This window comes from Natrinema sp. 74 (genome assembly GCF_046097095.1).
Lineage (GTDB): Archaea > Halobacteriota > Halobacteria > Halobacteriales > Natrialbaceae > Natrinema.
In genome coordinates this window covers 249,544-270,476 of the sequence record NZ_CP175699.1, presented here as the reverse complement: position 1 = coordinate 270,476, position 20,933 = coordinate 249,544, and the positions used below count along the sequence as shown (strand labels likewise).

The window sequence follows — 20,933 nt, the reverse complement described above, 5'->3', positions numbered from 1 at the left end:
CAAAGGTGAACATATAATGACTGAAAATTCACAGCTTGAAAAGCTGCGGAATGGGACAGACCTTGTTAAACGTGGCTTCGCTCAGATGCAGAAGCGAGGCGTCATCATGGATGTTGTCAGTCCTGAGCAGGCTCGCATCGCCGAGGAGGCTGGTGCCGTCGCCGTTATGGCACTAGAAGCGGTCCCAGCGGACATCCGCAAGCGCGGCGGCGTCGCACGGATGGCTGACCCCGCAGATGTCGAGGAGATCGTCGACTCGGTTTCCATCCCGGTCATGGGCAAAGCACGCATCGGCCACACCAAGGAAGCAGAAATTCTCGAGGTTGTCGGCGTCGACATGGTTGACGAGTCTGAAGTCCTCACGCCCGCCGACGACGCCTACCACATCGACAAGCGTGAGTTCACTGCGCCATTCGTCTGCGGCGCGCGCAACCTCGGCGAGGCCCTGCGCCGAATCAACGAGGGCGCGGCGATGATTCGCACCAAGGGTGAAGCGGGAACGGGAGATGTCAATCAGGCCGTCCACCACCAGCGAACCATCAAGGGTGCGATCCGCAAGCTCGAGGGGATGACCCACGAGGAACGCGAGGCTTACGCTCGTGAGATCGAAGCACCCGCGGAACTGGTCCACGAGACCGCCGAACTGGGCCGGCTTCCGGTCGTGAACTTCGCCGCCGGCGGCATCGCGACGCCGGCCGACGCCGCGCTTATGATGCACCACGAGTGCGACGGCATTTTCGTCGGCAGCGGTATCTTCGGCGCCGAAAACCCGCCCGCGATGGCCAAAGCGATCGTTGACGCGGTAAACAATTGGGACGACCCCAAAATACTCGCTGAGACTTCGAAGAACCTTGGAAAGGGCATGAAAGGCAACGCGAATGTCGATCTGCCTGAGAAGGAGAAGTTGCAGGAACGAGGCGTTTAGTGTGGTACTGCACTGCTATTTCGGCCGATAACGTCCGCAATAGGCGTCTTCACTAAGGAAATAGTCCTCGGTTCACGATCGGCTCTGTTCACGGTATCCACAACTTATAGTATAGCTTGACTATCAAGGTTGGCCTGTTATCATTATCTCGTTGATCTGATCACCTTTCGCGCTGCCTCTATTGGTCTATTAGGTACATCTTCTAATAGAAATCTCCATGCAGCTCGGACGCACTGAACTCGAAAATTCCGACGAGATCGACGCGCAATTCGGTGCTCCTGAGGAATTCCACAGCTGATTCCTGACTAGCCGGGTAACAGCTTCAACGCGGTGGCTGCCGGCGAAACAGACGAGACGGTGACGGCGAACGATTGACTCGCGGCGTCTTGCGCGCTCAACTACGGGTTCTGGAGAACGGCTACCGGTCGACCGCTATGCCGGCTACGAACACAGAACTACGATAGCAGCCACTGTGTCTTCTGTAACTGTGAGATGACAACTCATCTCTTGCTGTTGACGGGAGATTCATTATACATCGACACGAGACACCATACGGAATGGTCACGTCTACATCCGAGATTCCGATTACTGTCATCAGCGGACCGCTGGGTGCGGGCAAAACGACGCTGGTCAATCGACTGCTGAACAACCCCGGCGATAGGCGAATCGCTGTCATTGTCAACGACATGGGCGAAGTCAACGTCGACGCGGAGTTAATCGCCGACGAGACGGAGGATGGTGTCGTTGACCTCTCGAACGGGTGTATCTGCTGTCGACTTCAGGACGACCTCGTCGCTCAGACGACGCGGTTGGTAGAGGAGCGCGCGCTCGACTACCTCGTCGTCGAGGCGTCGGGAATCAGCGAACCGGTACCCATCGCTCGTGCGCTCACCGAGGGGACAAACGAAGACAGCCTCCCTGACCGGTTCCGCCTCGATACGACAGTTTCGGTCGTCGACGCATACGGGTTCTGGAAAGCGTTCGATTCCGAAGAGTCCCTCCCGGATGCTGCCCCGGAGCCCGAACGCCCGCTGACCGAGGTGCTAGTCGACCAAATCGAGTTTTGCGACACGTTGCTGCTGAACAAGTGCGATATGGTATCCGACGCTGCGCTGGAGTCTATCGAGGCCGCCATCCGCGAACTCCAGCCGCGTGCGACGCTTCATCGAACGACGTACAGCGATGTCGACCCGAGTGCCGTTCTCGATACTGGATCGTTCGACTTCGAAGCGGCACGGCGGCAGCAAGGTTGGAAGCAAGCTCTGTCCGGTGAAGTAGCAAACGAGCATCCGGGTCACGACCACGGTGACGATGCCGTTTCGGCGGCCGAGGCGCACGGCGTCGAGTCGTTCGTCTATCGGCGAGAGCGCCCCTTCCACCCCGAGCGGTTCGACGCGTGGCTCGACGACTGGGACGGCACGATTATCCGCGCGAAAGGGTTCGCGTGGGTGGCGAGTCGCCCAGAGACAGTTCTCGGGGTGAGCCAGGCCGGTCCATCCGTCCAGGCTGGTCCGATCGGCGAATGGGGAGACGACGACCCGACGACACAGTTAGTGTTCATCGGTAGCGATCTTGACGAAGCGGCCGTGACCGGCGAACTCGACGACTGTCTGGCGGCGTCCGACGAACAGACCGAAGCGTACGCTACCGATCCCTTCCCCCGCGGATCCGCTTGATCTCCGCCCGGAGCTGATTCCTTCACTGGTCGTTCCAGCACCCGTATACTTCTCGCAGTCGACGGCGACCCATATCGCTGGTGACTGTCCGGTTCGCGTCGTACCCAAGTATTTGGCTGCGTCTCGTACTCGGTCCCTCACGTCCAGTCGTCTAGGTACGAAGGACTTTGTGCGACTAGTCTATTACCAGGTAACGTGGAAAGACGTGGTCTCGCTAAAAACGGCGGCGTCTAATCGCGCGAGGGTTACGGTTCCAGCAAGACCTTTGTAACGCCTTCCTCGCGATTATCGAATTTCTCGTACATTTCCGGCGCGTCCTCCAGGTCGACGCGGTGCGAGACGACCCAGCTGGGATCGGCGCGTCCTTCGATGATCATGTCGCGGAGTTCGCGGTTGTACTCCTTGACGTTACACTGGCCGGTACCGAGCGCTTGCCCCTTCTCGAAGAGAAGACCAAAGTCAATGCCGAGACGTCCCTGTGCAGCCATGTCGTCCGGCGCACCGGGGTCGTCGGGGACGTACAGTCCCGGAATCCCGAGCTCTCCGGTCGGGCGGACCGTCCGGATGAGATTATTGATGACGACGGCCGGGTTCTCGCGAGCGGGGTCGTACGCGTCGTCGCCTTCCTTATCCGGGTCGATAGCCTGGTATCCGACGGCGTCAACACCCTTGTCGACGCCCCCGCCGTGGATGTCCTTGATCTGTTCGACCGGATCTCCCTCCTCGAAGTTGATCGGCGTCGCGTCGCAGTGTTCCTCAGCCAGTTCGAGGCGGCTGGGAACGCGGTCAACGACGTAGATCTCCGCGGCACCCTTGAGCTTGGCGCTGTAGGCCGCCATCAGGCCCACCGGACCAGCACCGTAGATAGCGACAGAGTCACCGGACTCGAGGTTGGCGAGTTCCGTGCCGTGCCAGCCGGTCGGGAAGATGTCCGCGAGCAGTGCGAACGAGTCCTCGTGTTCGTCGCCGTCGGGCAGTTTGAGCGCGTTGAAGTCGGCGTACGGAATGCGGAGTTGCTCGGCCTGACCACCCTGGTACGGCCCCATCGCGACGTACCCGTACGCGCCGCCGGCGAACCCGGGGTTGACGTTCGTACAGAAGCCCGTGTAACCGTTCTCGCAGTTCTCACAAAATCCGCAGGCGACGTTGAACGGCGCGACGACGCGGTCGCCCACCTCGAGAGAACTCACTGCATCGCCGACCTCGGTCACGGTCCCCATGTTCTCGTGACCGAATACAATCCCCGACTCTGCGGCCGTCCGCCCTTCGTACATGTGTAGGTCGGACCCGCAGATACACGTTGTCGTGATATCGATCACGACATCGTTCGGATGCTCGATCTGGGGTTGTTCGACTTCTTCGACCGCAACCTCGCGTTCACCTTTGTAAACGACGGCATTCATGGACATTGATCGATATCTCCACTATCATCTACGAGCGGACCATATTTATATTCAATGTTCATGCTGGTGGCCAAAACTCAACACGTGAACTATACAACCTTTAGTGGCGACGATTCGTTCTACATGGCTGTCTATCCACGTATGCTCACATTGGAAGGCTGCTACGCGAGTCAAAGTGGGCGTTTCTATGTGGACGGATGATAGTTTGAGCGCAGAGAGTTCAGCGGCGGGCCCCTAAAGAGTCTGGATTTAGCACGCGGACCCGGACCATGTACGCGAGAAGCACCCCCGATAACGCGGTAGCGCAAGCAATTATCGGTAGGGCGACTGGCAGGGATGGGTCGATATTGCGTTCGACTCGGCCGAGTTCACCGAGAACAGCGTCGTCAATGATCCGCGGAAGGCAAGCACTGATCCAGACAATGAACTTCGTGACCCCTCGAGCGAATCACTTATAGAGTTACTCGAAACCGTTGCCGAGTTCGATTCGGAATGTCTCACACATCGGTAACATGGCCGTATACGGGCAACTCGCACCGAACACCGCTACTATCAGTGTCTCAGGGATGGGATAGATCCATCCAACAAGAGAGACTTCTAGTATAATCCGAGTGGTCCCCAGCGTGACCCATATGAGAATGTGATTTAGCGGAGACACAATGAAGCAACTGAGAGCGTCGGGGATTCAGTCGCGTACCGGATGAGTGCCTCCGGGTCTCTCGCTGATCAGTCGTCTGCCGTGACCGCTCCCTCTTTGACGAGTTCGGTCCACCGTTCGACGCTCGCTTCGGCGACTTCGCGGTCTTGGTTCACAGCGCCGCCAGAGACGCCGACCGAGCCGACGACTTCACCGTCTCGCTCGAGCGGATAGCCGCCACCGAAGATGACGATCTGGTCGTCGTCGGTCGTCTGGAGACCGTACAGCGAGTTACCCGGTTCGGAGGGCTCTGCTAGTTCGTGTGTCGGCATTTCCAAGGCAGCCGACGTGTACGCCTTGTTACGCGAGATGCTCACGGAGGCCAGCCAGCCGCCGTCCATACGGTGCTGGGCGATGAGATTCCCCTCGCTGTTTGCGACCGTGATTACCATTGGGTTGTCAATCTCGTCCGCTTTCTCTTCTGCCGCTTCTATCAGCGCTTTCGCTGTTTCCAGCGGAATGGACTCTACCATGCAAGAGGAAGATAAGGAGTTGCCATGAAATAAGTTGTCGTTCTTTCTTCGATATCCGATATTATTTTCTGTAGTGCAGTATCGAATTGTTCCTCATCAGGGCCATTGTGTGCGGATTTCCCAGTGTTCGCCTGATTGATTCGGGGAGCTAGAAGGGGGAGCCCTCATCCCGCGATTCAGCGTTACCATCGCCAAAAGTGGTGTTAAAATGGCACTTTGTGTTTCTCCACGGCCTTGCAGATGCACAACCGGTGGCGTGTCCATGCACGGAACCGAGCGCCGTCGCTTGGCGATGGTGCCGTAGGATATCAGTGATATCACCGTTACCCACTGCCATCTCGAAACTCTAATTATAAATTTCCTACCACGTTTTGATGAAGATCTGGGTGAGCGATAATTATATTTGTGCTCGACTGGCACCACGGAGTGTACAATTATGAATGCAGACGACAGCTTGCCGGACCACGCAGACACTGTTATCGTCGGTGCCGGTATCGTCGGGTGCAATCTGGCATACCAGCTCACTGAACTCGGGCGAGACGACGTTGTTGTCGTTGATCAGGGACCGATGCCGACCACTGGTGGGTCTTCCAGCCACGCACCGGGGATCATGTTTCAGACCTCCGAGTCGAAGATCCTCTCGAAGTTTGCCAAGTACAGCCGTAACCTATACTCGGACCTAGAGGACGATAATGGAGTTCAGGCCTACAAGGAAGTCAGCGGCATCGAGGTTGCGCGGAGCGACGAGCGGATGGACTTCCTCCAGCGCCGCGTCGAGTGGGCTAAATCCTGGGGGCTCCCGAACCCGGAGATCCTTTCGCCCGCGGAAGTAGCAGAAAAGCTGCCGCTCGTCGACAGCGACGCGATTCAGGGTGGATACTACTCGCCGACTGACGGCCAGGTGTCCGGCGTCGTGGCCTGCGCTGCCCTCGCCAGAGAAGCCATGAACCGGGGAGCGAAATTCGTTCCGCATACTCGCACCGAAGATATCGAGACCGAGAACGGCTCGGTCAACTCGGTTATCACCGAAAACGGGACGATCGAGTGTGATGAAGTCGTCATCGCGACGAACATCTGGGCACGTCAGCTAGGCGAGAAACTCGACGTTCACCTCCCGGTAACACCGGTCGAGCACCAATACACGATGACCGAGTCGCTCGAGGAACTCGCCGACAACCGGATCGACGTCAGCGATCACCCGCTGTACGAGAACTATAAGGACGTCTCCGGTGACAAAACCGACCGCTTGCTCGCAAGTCCCGACCGGCCGATACTCCGCGATCAGGACAATGCGATGTACTTCCGGACGCACGGTGACTCGTACGGGATTGGGTCGTACAACCACGAACCCATTGTGCCCGATCCGCAGGACCTCGGCGGCAACGAGGAAGACGCTGAGCAGGGCTCGGTCCACGAGTTTACCGAGTACCACATGAACAACGCGACGCACCCGGATCGGCCGGACAAGGCCCCGCGACAGGCCAGCGACGAACTGTTGCCGGCCACTGCGGGGAAGGAACTCGAGCACAAGTACAACGGCATGTTCGCGGAGTCCCCAAACGGCCTGCCGGTGATGGGTCCGGTCCAAAAGTACGACGGTCTCTGGACCGCGGCCGCCATCTGGGTCACTCACGCCGGCGGTGCCGGCAAGGCGCTCGCCGAGTGGATGGAAAATGGTGTCCCCCGCCTCTCTGACGGACCGATCGATCTCCGGCACTGCAACGTCAATCGGTTCGACGCCCACGAAGGCAGCTGGGACTTTGCGCGAGACATCGGCGGCGAGGAGTACCGCATCGTCTACAACATCATGCACCCGAAATGGGTGTGGACGGATCATCAGCGCGACATCCGCCGCACGCCGATGTACCACAGCCACAAGGAACTCGACGCCGAGCTGTGGGCCGAAGCCGGTTGGGAGGAACCGCAGTGGTTTGAGTCTAACGCCGACCTGCTCGCCGAATATGGCGATCAGATCCCGGACCGCGAGGGCTGGGAGGGCAAGTACTGGTCGCCCATCGAGGGCGCGGAGGCGCTCCACGTCCGCAACAAGGTCGGCCTCCACGACATGACGTCGTTCAACAAGATGGAGGTCGTCGGGAACGACGCCGGAGACTTCGTCCAGCGTCTCTGTACGAACGACATGGACCTCGACATCGGCGACGTCCGGTACACCTTGATGTGTAACGAGGAGGGCGGCGTCCGCGCAGACATCACCGTCACGCGCGTCGACGACGACCGCTACCTCCTGCTGACGACCGGTCGCGAGGTCGGAAACAACCACGTCGCGTGGGTCCGCGAACAGTCCCCCGAGGACGTGGTCGTCAACGACGTTACCTCCAGCCTGGCGGCGATGGTCTGTACCGGTCCGAACGCGCGGAAGGTGCTCTCCAAGGTGACGGACGTGGACCTCTCCGACGAGGCGTTCCCGTTCTTCACGAGTCAGCAGTTCTTCGTCAAGAACGTGCCTGTCACCGCGCTCCGGGTGTCCTACGCCGGTGAACTCGGCTGGGAGCTGTACACACCCGCCGAGTACGGCGAGCAGCTCTGGGAGCATCTCATGGAGGCCGGCGAAGAGTACGACCTTCGCCCGTACGGCAACGGCGCGTTGAACGCGCTGCGCATTGAGAAGGGGTTCCGGCTGTGGGGAGCGGATCTCCACACCGAGCACAACCCCTACGAAGCGGGCCTCGGGTGGGCCACCGATCTGGAGACCGACTTCATCGGGAAGGAAGCTGTTGTCGCAGCGGCCGAGGGTGACAACATCGACCACAAGGTCGCGTGCCTGACCCTCGACGACGAAGCGGCGACGATCCTCCCTCACCGGCCGATCCTCGACGGTGATGAACCGATCGGCTACGTACACAGCGCCGAGTACGGGTACACGGTCGGTGCCTGCGTCGTCTACACGTATCTCCCGCCGGAGTACGCAGAGCCCGGGACCGAACTCGAGATCCAGTACGAGGGCGAACGGTACGACGCCACCGTTCGCGAGGAACCGCTCCTCGATTAGAAAGAGCGCACTCGACGGCGCGGTGCGATCTTCCCTTTGACTTTTATTTTCTCTCGATGAGATCGATGCTCTGTCGTGCGATTAGCGAGACCATCGGCAGCAAAATCTGATAGTATACTCGCACCTCGATCGGAGAACTCTAGTCCGCCCAGCGGCTGGCCACGAGTTCGTCAGTGACAGTGGTAGCCCGATCCGCGACGCGACGTATCAGCGGAGTTCCCGGCACGGTCGGTGACCGTCTTATCCGGTTCGTTGAAACGCGTCGAACGACTGCTGGCGATGAGGGACCCGCACGCAGATACGGCCGTCCGCGCGGTGCTGTACGTTCGAAGACGAGACACCTTTTTACACCGCAAAGGGATACCTCTACCTGATGCACCTTCGCGCGCCCGATCAACTCCTCCGCGTGGATCTCTCGACGGAGACGGTGGAACGCGTTTCCGTCCCGGACGAGTGGCGACGACGTTACGTCGGCGGCAAGGGTCTTGGAGCGCGGTACCTCTACGAGGAACTGGATGCCGATACCGATCCGCTCGGGCCGAACAACGTCCTGCTGTTCATGACCGGCCCGGTCTCGGGACTCCTTCCAGGAGAGAGTCGCTACGCAGCTATCACGAAGTCCCCTCTGACCGGGGGCTTTCTCGACTCGTACGCCGGCGGGACGTTCCCGGCAGTGCTCGCGGGTGCATTACGCGACGCGGGCGGCATCCTCGTCACCGGCCGGGCGTCGGAGCCAGTCCGACTCGTCGTGGCGGACGGAGACGTGGACATCGAGTCGGCTGAGACTTGGGGAGAAGATACCGTCGCCACTGACGAGCATTTTTCCGACGCCGCGGTCGCCTGTGTCGGTCCTGCTGGGGAGAACCAGGTCGCCTACGCGACCATTTCGTCCGACGCCGGCGACCACCACGCCGGTCGAGGCGGCGCGGGCGCCGTGATGGGTGCCAAGCGGCTCAAGGCCGTTGTCGCCCGGGGCGATCCCCCGTCGGGCCTCGAGAACCTGCGCGAACAGTACGCGGAACGCTATCTCGAATCAGATACTGGAACGTGGCTGCAAGCGAGCGGCACCGTCGAAACGGTCGACTTTGCCAACGAGACCGGCGTCCTCCCGACGCGCGGATGGCAAGACGGGCAGTTCGAGGGCGCAGACGACATCGGCATCGCCGCCGTCCGCAAACTTGCACGAGAGCGGGAGTACCCGAACGACGAAGACCTCGGAGGGTACCGAGTCGAGACTGACGTGGGCGAGAGCATCCCCCGCGGTGCGACAGCGATGACGCTCGGTGCAGGCCTAGGCATCGACGATTTCGACTCCGTGGCGGAACTCGGGGCAACATGTGACCGACTCGGTCTCGATCTGATCACCGCCGGAAACACAGTCGCGTGGGCCATCCGTGCCAGCGAGGCAGGCCTGCTAGATCACTCGTTTGCGTTCGGTAATCCCGGCGACGCGCGATCACTGCTCCGCGATATTGCGACTCGAGAGACGACGCTCGGCGACGCACTGGCGGAGGGAGTCGACGTGGCGGCCGAGCGGTTCGGCGGCGACGATCTCGTGCCGACGGTCAAAGCGATGGAACTGCCCGCATACGATCCCCGGGGTGCCGAAAGCATGGCACTGGCCTATGCCACGAGCGATCGTGGTGCCTGCCACCGGCGAGCGATTCCGATCGAGCAAGAGGCCTTCGAGAACTGGAGTTCAGGGCGGGCCGCCCGCGCCGTCGCAACTGAACAGGACCAACGATCGATTCTCTGGAGTCTGATCGTCGACGACTTCGTCGGCGATGTCTTCGAGGATCTCGGTGCCGAGTGGCTAGACGCCGTGGGGTTGGACACTGATGGAGACTTGCAGACGGTCGGGGAGCGCATCTGGACACTTACCCGGTTGTTCAATGTCCGTGAGGGGGTTTCTCGAGCGGACGACGAACTACCGCCCGCGCTCCGAAAACCCCTGAAGTCGGGGCCGAACGACGGGCAGGCGGTCGACGAGGACCGTTTCGATGCGATGCTCGACGCCTATTACGCGGAGCGCGGGTGGGGAGCCGACGGTCGACCGGCCCGCGAGACGGTCGATCGTCTCGGGTTGGACGAGGTCATCGACGACGAGACGCCGCTGGCCGAGCGTCCCATAAAACGGAAATGAGTGTCGTAACGGCCACTGTTCCGGCAGGATGCAGACCGTCTCGGCCAGCGGTCACAACCGACCTGTTTCGGAACTCATCTGGTACCGATCCGGACGAACCTGGTCGTTTGATGACTACAGCGGCCAGTCGTCGACACCGTCCAGAAGCGGGCGTAGCTCCGCAGCGGTCCGTGTTAGCGTGACCTGTCGAGTGCTTACCGAAGCTCCATTTGCTCGGCACGCTCGATTGCAAGGTCGGCAATCTCCTCAACGGGGCTGTCGGAACGGTCGGCGAGTACGCGCACCAGCATGCCGAGCTGAACCGCTGCGGCTTCCCGGAGTTCGGCCGCTTCCTCGGTATCGTTACCGAAGTAGTACTCGTGCCGGCCGTTCTCGTGGACAATCCCAGTGTACACCGAGCGGAGATCGTTACCGGAGACTGCCGCCGCCGCTTCCGTCTTGACTTCCTCGAATTGAGGATTCGTCATCACATCTAATATTCGGCTAGAGGATCCTAATATATTTGATAAGCTAAGCGAACGATCGGTGAGGGGAACCGACTTGCGTCGATCCGTTAGAACCGGATCGGCCATGGGCGGGTACGGGAGACGGATCCATACAGGGAACACCGGCTCCTGACAGCCTGGTTGTGAGACACCCACGACTTCAGTCATAGGTTTTACGTCCGTTACTATGGGAAACTAATATTCTAATCATGAGAGTTTTTATCCCTGCGATTCAACGGTATACCCAATGGAACGTGGTACAAGTGCCACTAGTCGCTCCACTCTCGTCCGCGTCGCGACCGACGTAGCGGCGAACGGCGACGAAGCGGTCGTGACGGCGATGCGAGACGAAGCTGATTCAATACCGGTGGTCCGCACGGGACCGACCGGTGTGACGGGGAGCGAACCGCTCGTCGTGGCGACACACGAGGGCCGGACAGCATTCTTCGCCGACTCGAATCCGTCAACCGCCCGGGATGTCGTTACCGCGCTGGAAGACGGAACCGTCCCAGCGGATGACGCTGACGCGGTCGTCGAACACGAATTCGAGACGACATCGCTTCCGATCCCAAACACAGGACCGCTCTCGATCGGTCAGCGGTCGGTGCTCGGCCGGTGTGGATGGGTCGATCCACTCGATCCGAACGAGTGGTCGATCGTCGCGTCTGAACGGACTGCAGAGACGGTGACGGATATCGGACTCCTTGGTCGGGGCCGCGGCGATGCCGCCGCCAACGACCCCGTCACCGACATGTGGGAGACCGTCCGAGACGCGGACGGAGACCCAGTCGTGGTTGCCAACGCGAACGAGACGCGCAACGAGCAGCGAGCGGACGAGGTGTTGCTCGGCGGCGCGCCGATAGCCGTCCTCGACGGAATAGCCGCCGTCGCCGAGTACGTAGGTGCTGACGACGCCGTCGTCTACCTGAACGAGGAGGATACCCACCTGCATCGACACCTCCGCGAAGCGATCGATGCAGTCGCCGGCGAACTCCCGATCGTTCCGCAGCTGGTGACCGGCCCCGACGAGTACCGCGCCGGCGCCCCGACGGCCGCGCTCGAGGCGATGGAAGGCGCCGACCGCATCGAACCGCGTCTCCAGCCGCCCTCGCCCGCCAAGCACGGTCTCTACGGACGGCCGACGGTCATCCACACGCCGCGGACGTTCGCACAGGTACGGCGGGCGATCCGCGATCCGGACGCATTCGACGCGGACGCCGCCGATCCGGGCACCCGGCTGATCACCGTCGCCGGCGACGTCGCTGATCCGGTGACCATCGAACTCCCGTCAGACAGCAGCCTTTCGGTGGTACGAGACGCCGTCGAACTGACAGGATCGTTCAAGATGGCCTGCGTCGGCGGTGTTCTCGGCGGTATTACGCGACGCCTCGACATCGCTCCGACCGCACAGTCGCTCACTGCAGCCGGTCTCGGGACCGACGGCATCGTCGAACTTCTGAACGACGACCGGTGCGTGGTCGCCAGTGTCGGCGAGCGCGCCCGGTTCGCATCCACCGAGAACAGCGGCCGCTGCGTGCCGGGCCGCGAAGGGACGACACAGCTCACCGAACTCTTGCGAGACGTCTATCAGGGATCGCTCGAGACCGACACGATCCGCGAACTGGGTCGAGTGATGACACGATCGAGCAACTGCCAGATCGGCGCTCACGCGCCCCGCCCCGTAACGACGGCGATCGACGAGTTCGAACCGGAGTTCCGAGCGCATACCGACGGCCGCTGTCCCAGCGGCACCTGCACGGAGAAACTATGAGTACTGACCACACGTTCCCTGCTATTCCCGATCTCGAAGATCCGCAATCGAACACGCCGGTCACGACCGAATTCGAGACCGGCACCGCGAACGACCCTGACGTCGGCACTGACATCGACGACCCGACGACGGTGACGATCAACGGCGAACCGGTGACCGTCCCGCCGGATTCGACCGTCATCGACGCGATGCAGGCCGTCAGCGACGAGACGGTCAGCGTCGACCCTGGGGCGGACGGCATCGAAGATGACGCCGATGTCCCCGCGCTTTGCTACTACGACCGCGACGGCGACTGCAGCGGTGAGATCGGACCGCGAAGCGAGTGCCGGACCTGCATGGTCGAGACCGAAGCGCACGGCCTCGTTCCCTCGTGTTCGTTCCCGGCCGAGGACGGGCTCTCCGTGCAGACGGACACGCCGGACGCCGAGGAAGCTCGGAGCGTCAACCTCGATCTAGTCCTCTCGAACCACAATCTCCGGTGTACCACCTGCAACGGCAATGGACGCTGCGAACTGCAGGACACCGCCATCAGCGAGGGTGTTGACCATCCGCGCTATGGCGTCTTCGACGACCGTGACGAGTACGAACCCGTCGACGACAGTTCGTCGTTTATCCAGATCGACCGGAACAAGTGCATCCTCTGCAACCGGTGCGTTGAGGGCTGTAACGATGTCCAGGTCGAGGGCGTGCTCCGCATCGAGGGCCACGGCGAGGACACGCGCATCGGCTTCCAGTCCGACGCCGAGACGATGGCCGACTCCGACTGCGTCTCCTGCGGTCACTGTGCGACCGTCTGTCCGACGGGCGCGTTGACGGAGAAGGACATCGGCGGCACTGCGACACTCCCGCTTCCGGGGTTCACCCAGCGCAACTCCGTTGGGAAAGTCATCGAACACGAAACGGTCGAAACGCTCGACGATACGACGGCGCCGAATCGCTCGCCCGACCCCGGCAGAGAGAATCGAATCGGAGCCAGCCCCAGCGTGAGTCCGGACAGCCGAAGCGGCGTCGCACGGTTCATGGCCCAGAGCAGACGCCGTGCGCTGGACCTCGCCACAGAGTACGGTCGGAAAGCCATGCTGGCCGGCGAACACACCGCCGAGAACGTCGCCGCGACGGTGCTTCCCGAAGGGCGATTGTTCGACGTTGCGTCGGCCGTGAGCGACTACCGACTTGGCAAGGTCGACAAGGAGGAGACGACGTGCGGGTTCTGTGCCGTCGGCTGCCGATTCGAGATGTGGGGGAAAGACGGTGACGCGATCGGCGTCCAACCCGTCGATGATCCCGCCCAAGCGCCCGCCAACAATTTCTCTACTTGCGTGAAAGGAAAGTTCGGCCACGAGTTCGCCAACAGCGACGAGCGGGTCACGGCACCACTCGTGCGCAACGAGGACGGTGAGTTCGAGACGGCGTCCTGGGATGAGGCGCTCGACCGCGTCGCGAGCGAGTTGCGCGCGATCCAGGACGAACACGGCGTCGACGCCGTCAGCTGTCTCGCGTCCTCGAAGGGGAGCAACGAGGAAGCCTATCTCGTCCAGAAGTTCGCCCGACAGGTTCTCGGAACGAAAAACATCGACAACTGTGCACGGCTCTGTCACTCGTCGACGGTGGCGGCGCTGCAACAGACCCTCGGGTACGGTGCCATGACCAACCGCATCAACGAAGACATTGGCGAGGCCGACGCCTACCTCATCACCGGGTCGAACACGACGGAGTCGCATCCGGTTCTGGCAACCCGCATCAAGCAGAACGTCCGGGACGGAGCCGACCTAGTCGTCTTCGATCCTCGAGAGGTCGACATCGCAGAGCACGCCGACCAGTACACACGGACCAGACCTGGGTATGACGTCGCCTGGATCAACGGTCTTATTCGATATATCGTTGAGAACGACCTCCACGACGAGGTGTTTATCGAACGTAATACGAAGGGATTCGAGAAAGTAAAGGAGAAGGTACAGGCGTTCACGCCCGACAAAGTCGAAGAGTTGGCTGGCGTTCCGCCTGCAGAGCTGAAGTCCGCCGCCGAGACGCTCGCCGAGGCCGATACCGTTGTCTTCGGCTGGGCGATGGGAATGACCCAGTCCAGCCACGGCACGCAGAACCTCCTCGCGATGGCTGACCTCGCACTCGCGCTCGGCCAGGTCGGCAAGCCTGGGGCCGGGCTCTCGCCCTTCCGGGGGCAGAACAACGTGCAGGGCGGCGGCGGCGACATGGGAACGCTCCCTGGAAGCCTGCCGGGCTATCAGGATCCGACGGACGACGAGGTTACCCAGAAGTTCGAGGACGCATGGGGCGAGCGCCCGCCAGAGGAGCCGGGACTCAAGGTGCCAGAGATGCTCTCGGAGGCACACGATGGGAACCTGCGGGGAATGTACGTCGTCGGGGAAAATCCCGCGTTGTCCGAACCCGACATCCAGCACGCCGAGGAGGCGCTCGAGAAACTGGAGTTCCTCGTCGTTCAGGACATCTTCATGACGGAGACGGCGACTCACGCGGACGTGATCCTGCCTGCAGCGACATCGCCGGAGAAACACGGCACGTTCACCAACACCGAGCGCCGGATCCAGCGGGTCCGTCCCACGGCGGAACCCCCAGGCGAGGCCCGCCAAGACTGGCAGATCACGCAGGCGCTGGCCGAGCGCCTCGGCTACGACTGGGACTACGACCACCCGTGCGAGATCATGGACGAGATCAGCGATCTCACTCCGATCTACGGCGGCGTTACCTACGAGCGCCTCGAGTCGGGCGACGAGCACGGACTCCAGTGGCCCTGCTGGGATGAAGACCACCCCGGAACGCCGTACCTCTACGATTACAAGGACGGAGAGTTCAACTTCGACGACGGCATGGCGCGCTTCGTGCCCGCGGACGGTGGACACCCCGGCGAGCTGCCCGACGAAGAGTATCCGCTCACGCTCACCTCCGGGCGGGTGCTCTACCACTGGCACACCGGCCAGATAACCCGGCGCGTCGAGGGGCTTATGAGCCACGTCGGCGAGAGCTTCGTCGAGATCAACCCGGCGACAGCCGACGAACTCGGCGTCGCCGACGGCGAGTACGTCCGGATCGAGTCTCGCCGCGGAGACATCGTCGTCAAGGCGACCGTGACTGACCGCGTCGGCGAGGGGACGCTATTCATCCCGATGCACTTCGCTGCCGGCGCGGTCAACAAGCTTACCCAGGAGAGCTTCGACCCGCACACCGGGATTCCCGAGTACAAGGTATCCAGCGTCCGCCTCGAACCGCTCGGATCGGACGCCAATCCGGATGTATTGCGGGCGACCGACGCTGGAACCGGTAGTGACGACAAAGCCGCGGCCGGCGACGACTGATCGTCACGGTCATCTCGACCGCAGACATTTCTGCTCGAGTAAACGTCTCGTGTCGGAACCATTACGGAATTACTGAACCACCGTTCGAGGCTGTCGAATCGCATGGGTGGAAAACGAACGCTGATCAGCAACTCGCTCGTCGGCCGTGTCGCTGAGTACTAGTCTGCCGGCCCGTTCGACGGGTTCTCCTGCGTGGGCCTCATTCCGAGTTCGGTAGGTAGTTAGAACGATGTTCTTGACCGCGAACGACAGTCGCTTGCGGCCGGAACTAACGGGCGTAGACCGGGATTTGATCGACGAAGCAGCCCGACCGAAACTCCCTCGGAGCGAGTGCGAGTCCTGCTTGCGAGAACTTCCGCCGAGTTGATCCTTTTAGGATGTGCCGTAGCCGACTTCCTCTCGAAGTTCGTCCCACGATTCGTGGAATCCGTACGTCGCCTCCGACTCTGTACTGATGGTGTTCTGGTACACATCATCGTACTGTAATAATTCCGTCCAGCCGTCGTGGTACCGATAGCTGCAGTATTGACACATGGACGTCCATAGTACGTCAGATGGAAAAGGTGTATCGGTAACCCGCGCAACGTCCGACTGTACCGGAGACGATACTCCAGTCATACCCACATTGTCGGAAATCCGCTAGGCTGTCTGTCGGTACATTTTACAGATTCCCTCGATAGAGAGTGTGAACCTATTCACGATGTGTATTCTCGTCGGTGGCCACGCTTGATCTGTCTTTCGTCGCGTGGCGTCCGGTGATACTCTCTGAGCCCGAATCCAAGAGGTACACGGTCAGAGACGCAAACCGAAAGTGGGTGTGAACGTATGATTAGTGGACGGTCCACCGCGAAAAGGATTTCCACTTATAATTTATCGGCGGAACGTATTTGATAACGATAGCTTCGGTGGATTTATACGCTATCACAGAACCGTAGGGGACAGGGAAGCCGCATGCTAACCTGGAACATGAGCGCCCCGCAAGCGGGTAAAGCAAGAGTCGAGAACGTACGAGGCGAGAATAGTGTCACGAGGCCGGTCGAGTTCACGCCGACGTGCACAGCGCACGATCAGGGCAAACGTTGGTGATTTTGTATGGTCAACTCTGATCCAGACGGTCGCTTCGCTCGGTTCTCGAACGAACTTGACATCCCCGTGTTTCTCGTCGGGTTCCTTACAGCGCTGGTAGCAGTCGTCGCCTTCGCTCTGATGCCGGACGCCGCCGCCAGCGCCGTCAAGCGTGTAAACGCATTACTGTGGGAAAAGGTCGGCTGGATGTACCTCCTCGCGATGTTCTTTGTCGTGGCGTTCGCGCTGTTCTTGGTGTTCGGCCCATGGGGGAACGTCAAGCTCGGCAAGCCGGACGAGGAGCCGCAGTACAGTTTCTTGTCGTACTTCGCGATGCTATACTCGGCTGGGATCGGCGCAGGGATCGTGTTCTGGGGCCCTGCGGAGGCGATCTTCCACTACGACACGGTTCCGCCACTCATCGATGCCAAGTCGCAGACGGCCGACGCAGCGGTCGGTGCTATTCAGTACACGTTCTTCCACTGGGGGCTTTCGGCGTGGGCCGCGTACGCCATCATGGCGCTCCCGATCGCGTACTATACGTACCGGCACGACGCGCCCATGCGTGTTTCGACGGTGCTCGCTCCGTTCCTCGGCGTCGACAACCTGAATTGCGTCTGGGCGAAACTGGTCGACATTCTCGCGGTGTTCGCCACTCTCGGCGGGATCGCAACGACGCTCGGGTTCGTCGGGAGTCAGTTCCTTACCGGTATCGAGTACACTACCGGGATATCGGTCGGTAACGCCGGGACGATTCTGACGATCATCGGCCTGACGGTCGCGTTTACACTGTCAGTGACGGTGGGTATCGAGAAGGGAGTCCGTCGGGTGTCCCGGTTCAATATGGGGCTGTTCATGGTATTCATGCTTCTGACGTTCGTGCTGGGCCCGTCAGCGTACACCATGTCGGTCACAACGGAAGCGCTCGGACAGTATATCAATCAGTTCGTCGCGATGAGTTTCTTCATGAACGCGGGCAACGGTGCGGGCTGGGTCGGTAACTGGACAATCTTCTACTGGGCCTGGTGGTTCTCCTGGACGCCATTCGTTGGACTGTTCATCGCCCGCGTTTCGCGGGGCCGTACGGTCCGTCAGGTAGTCGTCACCGGCGTCCTGGCGTCGACGGCGGTGACGATCCCCTGGTTCGGGATCATGGGTAGCATCGCGATCACGGAACAATCGACCAACGCGGCGGATATCCTGGAGGTCATCTCCGAGTACGGCGTTGCCGGCTCCGGGTACCCGCTGTTCGAAGCATTACCCGCCGGTGACGTACTGAACCTCCTTTTCCTGCTGTTGATCACGACGTTCTTCGTCACGTCGGCGGACTCCTCGACGCTGGCACTGGGAATGCTCACGACCGGCGGGGAACTCGAGCCGTCCACAATCAACCGCGTGATCTGGGGCGCCCTGGTCGGGGCACTGGCGTCTCTGCTGATGGTCGTCGGCGGCGTCGACGCGCTCCAGGCGGCGTCGATTATCACCGGTGGTCCCTTCGCCGTTATCACTATCCTCGCGGTGCTAGCGATCAGTTATCCCTGTCACAATATCTATCCAGTGTTCTTCGACACTGACCGTTCGGATTCCGTGTCGAACCAATCCACGAGACTCAATGCTCCAGGGGAAACAGCGGCTCAAGAGTCAGATGATGATTGATCACCTCAGGCTGTCGTACCTCGCTTCTCGCGGTTGTAGCGGGACCACAGAAGCACACCTGACGACGAGAGCGAAAGGACTGAGAGACACAACGGGCTGAAATCGAGAGCAGGCCGTCCGGTCGCAGCGAAGGGAACACATCAACGTATCAGTGGACGTAGTCCCAGCTCTCCTTCTCATTGCACGGTGATCTGTCCTCACTGACGTTGCCGTCTGCTCACCCTACTCTTCTCCTACCGTCACGGACACGTAACTTGGACTGCACAGTGACACACAGCATTGCGCAGTTCGGTCAGAGCATCCGTCGCTCGAGGCGGTAGGTGTTCGAGTCATCGGGACACGATGTGCCCTCGAATGCAGCCCGGTGTCACGGTCAGTTGGTGACCATATCCTCTCTCGAAAAGACCGACCGTAACGGTGTTACTGATCGCCTCTCTTAAAAGAGCAGTGCGTACTTGCGGGTACTCGAGGAGCGAGAGCCTGTACTACCCGTAGATGGGAAACTCCTGGCAAAGGTGCTCGACCGTCGAAGCGACCCGGTCGTGAACGTCCTCGTCTACGGGATTGTCGAGCACGTCCACGATGAGGTCGGCGACGGTCTCCATCTCTTTTTCGCCGAACCCCCGGGTCGTGAGCGCCGGCGTGCCGACGCGAATCCCGCTGGTGACCATCGGCGACCGCGTCTCGCCGGGGACGGTGTTCTTGTTGACGATGATTCCGACGTCAGATAGTAGCTCTTCGGCCTCCTTTCCCGTGATGTCGGGGTGGGAGTCGCGGAGGTCAACGAGCATGAGGTGCTTGTCCGTCCCACCGCTCACTAGCGAGAGCCCCCGATCGTTGAACAGATCAGCTAGCGTAGTAGCGTTAGAAACGGTCTGTACGGCGTAGGCCTGGAACTCGTTGGTCTCGGCTTCCGCGAACCCCGCGGCCTTGCCGGCTATGCTGTGCATCAGCGGCCCTCCCTGCGCGCCGGGGAACACCGCAGAGTTGATGTCGTCCGCGAACTCCTCGTTGCACATAATGATCCCGCCGCGACCAGCGCGAATCGTCTTGTGAGTGCTTCCGGTGACGAACTCTGCATGTTCAACGGGTGAGGCGTGGACGCCGGCGGCGACGAGTCCCGTTACGTGGGCGATGTCTGCGAGGTGGTATGCATCGACTGTGTCCGCGATCTCGCCGATCCGCTCATATTCGAACTCGCGGGGGTACGCTGAGGAGCCGCTGACGATGATGTCCGGGTCGAACTCGCGAGCGTGACTCTCGAGTTCGTCGTAATCGATGTACCCTATCTCGGGATCGACCTCGTACTGTTCGACGTCGTAGAGCTGCCCCGAGAAGTTGACGTTGTGGCCGTGAGAGAGGTGCCCACCGTGCGACAGCGACAGCGACAGTATCTTGTCGCCTGGCTCGAGCACGGAGAAGTACACGCCCATATTGGCCTGCGTGCCGCTATGTGGCTGCACGTTGGCGTGGTCGACCCCGAACAGCTCCTTCGCGCGTTCGATAGCGAGTTCCTCGACGGTGTCAACGTGCTGGCAGCCGCCGTAGTATCTCCCGCCGGGGTATCCTTCGGCGTACTTGTTCGTGAGGACGCTCCCCTGTGCTTCGAGCACAGCTTTCGAGACGTGATTCTCGGAGGCGATCATCCCCAGCGTCGATTCCTGCCGCTCACGTTCGAGGTCGATGGCCTCGGCCGTATTCGGATCTATTTGCTCGAGTGATTGTTTGAACACCATAACTAGACATCGATTATGGGTGATAAATATCTTGTGTGTATCAGATATTCAATCTCAAAAAATAACCTGTCTGGCATTATGTGCTGTTAAATTCGCGCAGTACTAGCCCTTAAGCTACAGGTGGAGAGATCGGTGTCTATGAAGTGCGCAATCAGTACCGGCGACGCTCCGGCAGCCGTGGGCGCGTACAGTCAGGCAATTACAAATGCTGACCTCCGTTTCACCGCAGGCCAGCTCCCGCTTACAACCGCGGCGAACTCCTCGACAATATCGACGACTTCGATGAGTTCAACCAGACGTATACCGAGTTTTCGATGAAGAGCCGCCTGTCAGAAGCGCCGTCAAGGTCGGCCGCATTCCCGAGGGTGCCACGGTCGAGATCGAGGCGCTCGTGGAATCGAGTAGCCACAACGGCGACGGGGGCTCGGTCGTCCACAGCGTGCAACGAGAGTCCACCGAATTCGCGCGGTCGGGCTCCGGTCGATTTCGCGTAGACGTTCTTGGAGCGACTCGTTCCATCGAAGACGTGCCACCGAACGCAATGGTCAGTCACGTCGATGG

Annotated in this window: 12 protein-coding genes and 1 pseudogene; 8 read left to right on the top strand and 5 right to left on the bottom strand. The window is 60.8% G+C overall.

The genetic code is table 11. The annotated features are described in order from the left end of the window. Positions 1 to 16: 16 nt before the first annotated feature. Both pdxS and ACJ70B_RS19140 read left to right on the top strand, forming a co-directional pair. Positions 17 to 925, top strand: a complete 909-nt coding sequence (gene pdxS, locus ACJ70B_RS19145; protein WP_408960609.1) for a pyridoxal 5'-phosphate synthase lyase subunit PdxS — start codon at positions 17 to 19, stop codon at positions 923 to 925. A 557-nt stretch (positions 926 to 1,482) separates the two neighbouring features. Further along, complete coding sequence (locus ACJ70B_RS19140) at positions 1,483 to 2,601, top strand: CobW family GTP-binding protein (protein WP_408960608.1); 1,119 nt, start codon at positions 1,483 to 1,485, stop codon at positions 2,599 to 2,601. 245 nt (positions 2,602 to 2,846) lie between these two features. Here ACJ70B_RS19140 and ACJ70B_RS19135 read toward each other — a convergent pair whose 3' ends face one another. Together ACJ70B_RS19135 and ACJ70B_RS19130 are read right to left on the bottom strand one after the other, a co-directional pair. Beyond that, positions 2,847 to 4,004: a glutathione-independent formaldehyde dehydrogenase gene (locus ACJ70B_RS19135; RefSeq protein ID WP_408960689.1), complete on the bottom strand. Its 1,158-nt coding sequence runs from the start codon at positions 4,002 to 4,004 to the stop codon at positions 2,847 to 2,849. Between the two features lie 726 nt (positions 4,005 to 4,730). Then, positions 4,731 to 5,174, bottom strand: a complete 444-nt coding sequence (locus tag ACJ70B_RS19130) for a GlcG/HbpS family heme-binding protein (RefSeq protein ID WP_408960607.1) — start codon at positions 5,172 to 5,174, stop codon at positions 4,731 to 4,733. Positions 5,175 to 5,610: 436 nt separating this feature from the next. On the opposite strand from ACJ70B_RS19130, the gene ACJ70B_RS19125 reads away from it, so the two are divergent. Together ACJ70B_RS19125 and ACJ70B_RS19120 are read left to right on the top strand one after the other, a co-directional pair. Next, positions 5,611 to 8,184 (top strand): FAD-dependent oxidoreductase, encoded by a 2,574-nt coding sequence (locus tag ACJ70B_RS19125; protein ID WP_408960606.1) that lies wholly within the window; start codon positions 5,611 to 5,613, stop codon positions 8,182 to 8,184. A 373-nt stretch (positions 8,185 to 8,557) separates the two neighbouring features. Further along, positions 8,558 to 10,327 (top strand): aldehyde ferredoxin oxidoreductase family protein, encoded by a 1,770-nt coding sequence (locus ACJ70B_RS19120; protein WP_408960605.1) that lies wholly within the window; start codon positions 8,558 to 8,560, stop codon positions 10,325 to 10,327. A 194-nt stretch (positions 10,328 to 10,521) separates the two neighbouring features. On the opposite strand, the gene ACJ70B_RS19115 is transcribed toward ACJ70B_RS19120, so the two are convergent. After that, positions 10,522 to 10,794 (bottom strand): hypothetical protein, encoded by a 273-nt coding sequence (locus ACJ70B_RS19115; protein WP_408960604.1) that lies wholly within the window; start codon positions 10,792 to 10,794, stop codon positions 10,522 to 10,524. A 265-nt stretch (positions 10,795 to 11,059) separates the two neighbouring features. On the opposite strand from ACJ70B_RS19115, the gene ACJ70B_RS19110 reads away from it, so the two are divergent. Together ACJ70B_RS19110 and fdhF are read left to right on the top strand one after the other, a co-directional pair. Next, the gene (locus ACJ70B_RS19110) at positions 11,060 to 12,583 is read left to right on the top strand and encodes an NADH-ubiquinone oxidoreductase-F iron-sulfur binding region domain-containing protein (protein WP_408960603.1); all 1,524 of its coding nucleotides are present in this window, start codon (positions 11,060 to 11,062) and stop codon (positions 12,581 to 12,583) included. Then, complete coding sequence (fdhF, locus tag ACJ70B_RS19105) at positions 12,580 to 15,915, top strand: formate dehydrogenase subunit alpha (RefSeq protein ID WP_408960602.1); 3,336 nt, start codon at positions 12,580 to 12,582, stop codon at positions 15,913 to 15,915. Before ACJ70B_RS19110 ends, fdhF begins: the two co-directional genes overlap by 4 nt. Before the next feature lie 372 nt (positions 15,916 to 16,287). Here the strand turns inward: fdhF and ACJ70B_RS19100 are convergent, their stop codons facing one another. Next, positions 16,288 to 16,449 (bottom strand): hypothetical protein, encoded by a 162-nt coding sequence (locus ACJ70B_RS19100; RefSeq protein ID WP_408960601.1) that lies wholly within the window; start codon positions 16,447 to 16,449, stop codon positions 16,288 to 16,290. 558 nt (positions 16,450 to 17,007) lie between these two features. Between ACJ70B_RS19100 and ACJ70B_RS19095 the strand changes: the two genes are divergently transcribed. Then, positions 17,008 to 18,636: a BCCT family transporter gene (locus ACJ70B_RS19095; RefSeq protein ID WP_408960600.1), complete on the top strand. Its 1,629-nt coding sequence runs from the start codon at positions 17,008 to 17,010 to the stop codon at positions 18,634 to 18,636. A gap of 485 nt (positions 18,637 to 19,121) precedes the next feature. Here ACJ70B_RS19095 and glyA read toward each other — a convergent pair whose 3' ends face one another. Continuing rightward, the gene (gene glyA, locus ACJ70B_RS19090; RefSeq protein WP_408960599.1) at positions 19,122 to 20,372 is read right to left on the bottom strand and encodes a serine hydroxymethyltransferase; all 1,251 of its coding nucleotides are present in this window, start codon (positions 20,370 to 20,372) and stop codon (positions 19,122 to 19,124) included. A 138-nt stretch (positions 20,373 to 20,510) separates the two neighbouring features. On the opposite strand from glyA, the pseudogene ACJ70B_RS19085 reads away from it, so the two are divergent. Continuing rightward, positions 20,511 to 20,763, top strand: a pseudogene (locus ACJ70B_RS19085) (Rid family hydrolase); the annotation flags it as partial. Positions 20,764 to 20,933: the final 170 nt, after the last annotated feature.

Excerpts from the sequence above, each read along its gene's own strand:
- pdxS (WP_408960609.1), top strand. The coding sequence starts at position 17 with ATGACTGAAAATTCACAGCTTGAAAAGCTGCGGAATGGGACAGACCTT.
- ACJ70B_RS19140 (WP_408960608.1), top strand. The coding sequence starts at position 1,483 with ATGGTCACGTCTACATCCGAGATTCCGATTACTGTCATCAGCGGACCG.
- ACJ70B_RS19135 (WP_408960689.1), bottom strand. The coding sequence starts at position 4,004 with ATGAATGCCGTCGTTTACAAAGGTGAACGCGAGGTTGCGGTCGAAGAA.
- ACJ70B_RS19130 (WP_408960607.1), bottom strand. The coding sequence starts at position 5,174 with ATGGTAGAGTCCATTCCGCTGGAAACAGCGAAAGCGCTGATAGAAGCG.
- ACJ70B_RS19125 (WP_408960606.1), top strand. The coding sequence starts at position 5,611 with ATGAATGCAGACGACAGCTTGCCGGACCACGCAGACACTGTTATCGTC.
- ACJ70B_RS19120 (WP_408960605.1), top strand. The coding sequence starts at position 8,558 with ATGCACCTTCGCGCGCCCGATCAACTCCTCCGCGTGGATCTCTCGACG.
- ACJ70B_RS19115 (WP_408960604.1), bottom strand. The coding sequence starts at position 10,794 with ATGACGAATCCTCAATTCGAGGAAGTCAAGACGGAAGCGGCGGCGGCA.
- ACJ70B_RS19110 (WP_408960603.1), top strand. The coding sequence starts at position 11,060 with ATGGAACGTGGTACAAGTGCCACTAGTCGCTCCACTCTCGTCCGCGTC.
- fdhF (WP_408960602.1), top strand. The coding sequence starts at position 12,580 with ATGAGTACTGACCACACGTTCCCTGCTATTCCCGATCTCGAAGATCCG.
- ACJ70B_RS19100 (WP_408960601.1), bottom strand. The coding sequence starts at position 16,449 with ATGTGTCAATACTGCAGCTATCGGTACCACGACGGCTGGACGGAATTA.
- ACJ70B_RS19095 (WP_408960600.1), top strand. The coding sequence starts at position 17,008 with ATGGTCAACTCTGATCCAGACGGTCGCTTCGCTCGGTTCTCGAACGAA.
- glyA (WP_408960599.1), bottom strand. The coding sequence starts at position 20,372 with ATGGTGTTCAAACAATCACTCGAGCAAATAGATCCGAATACGGCCGAG.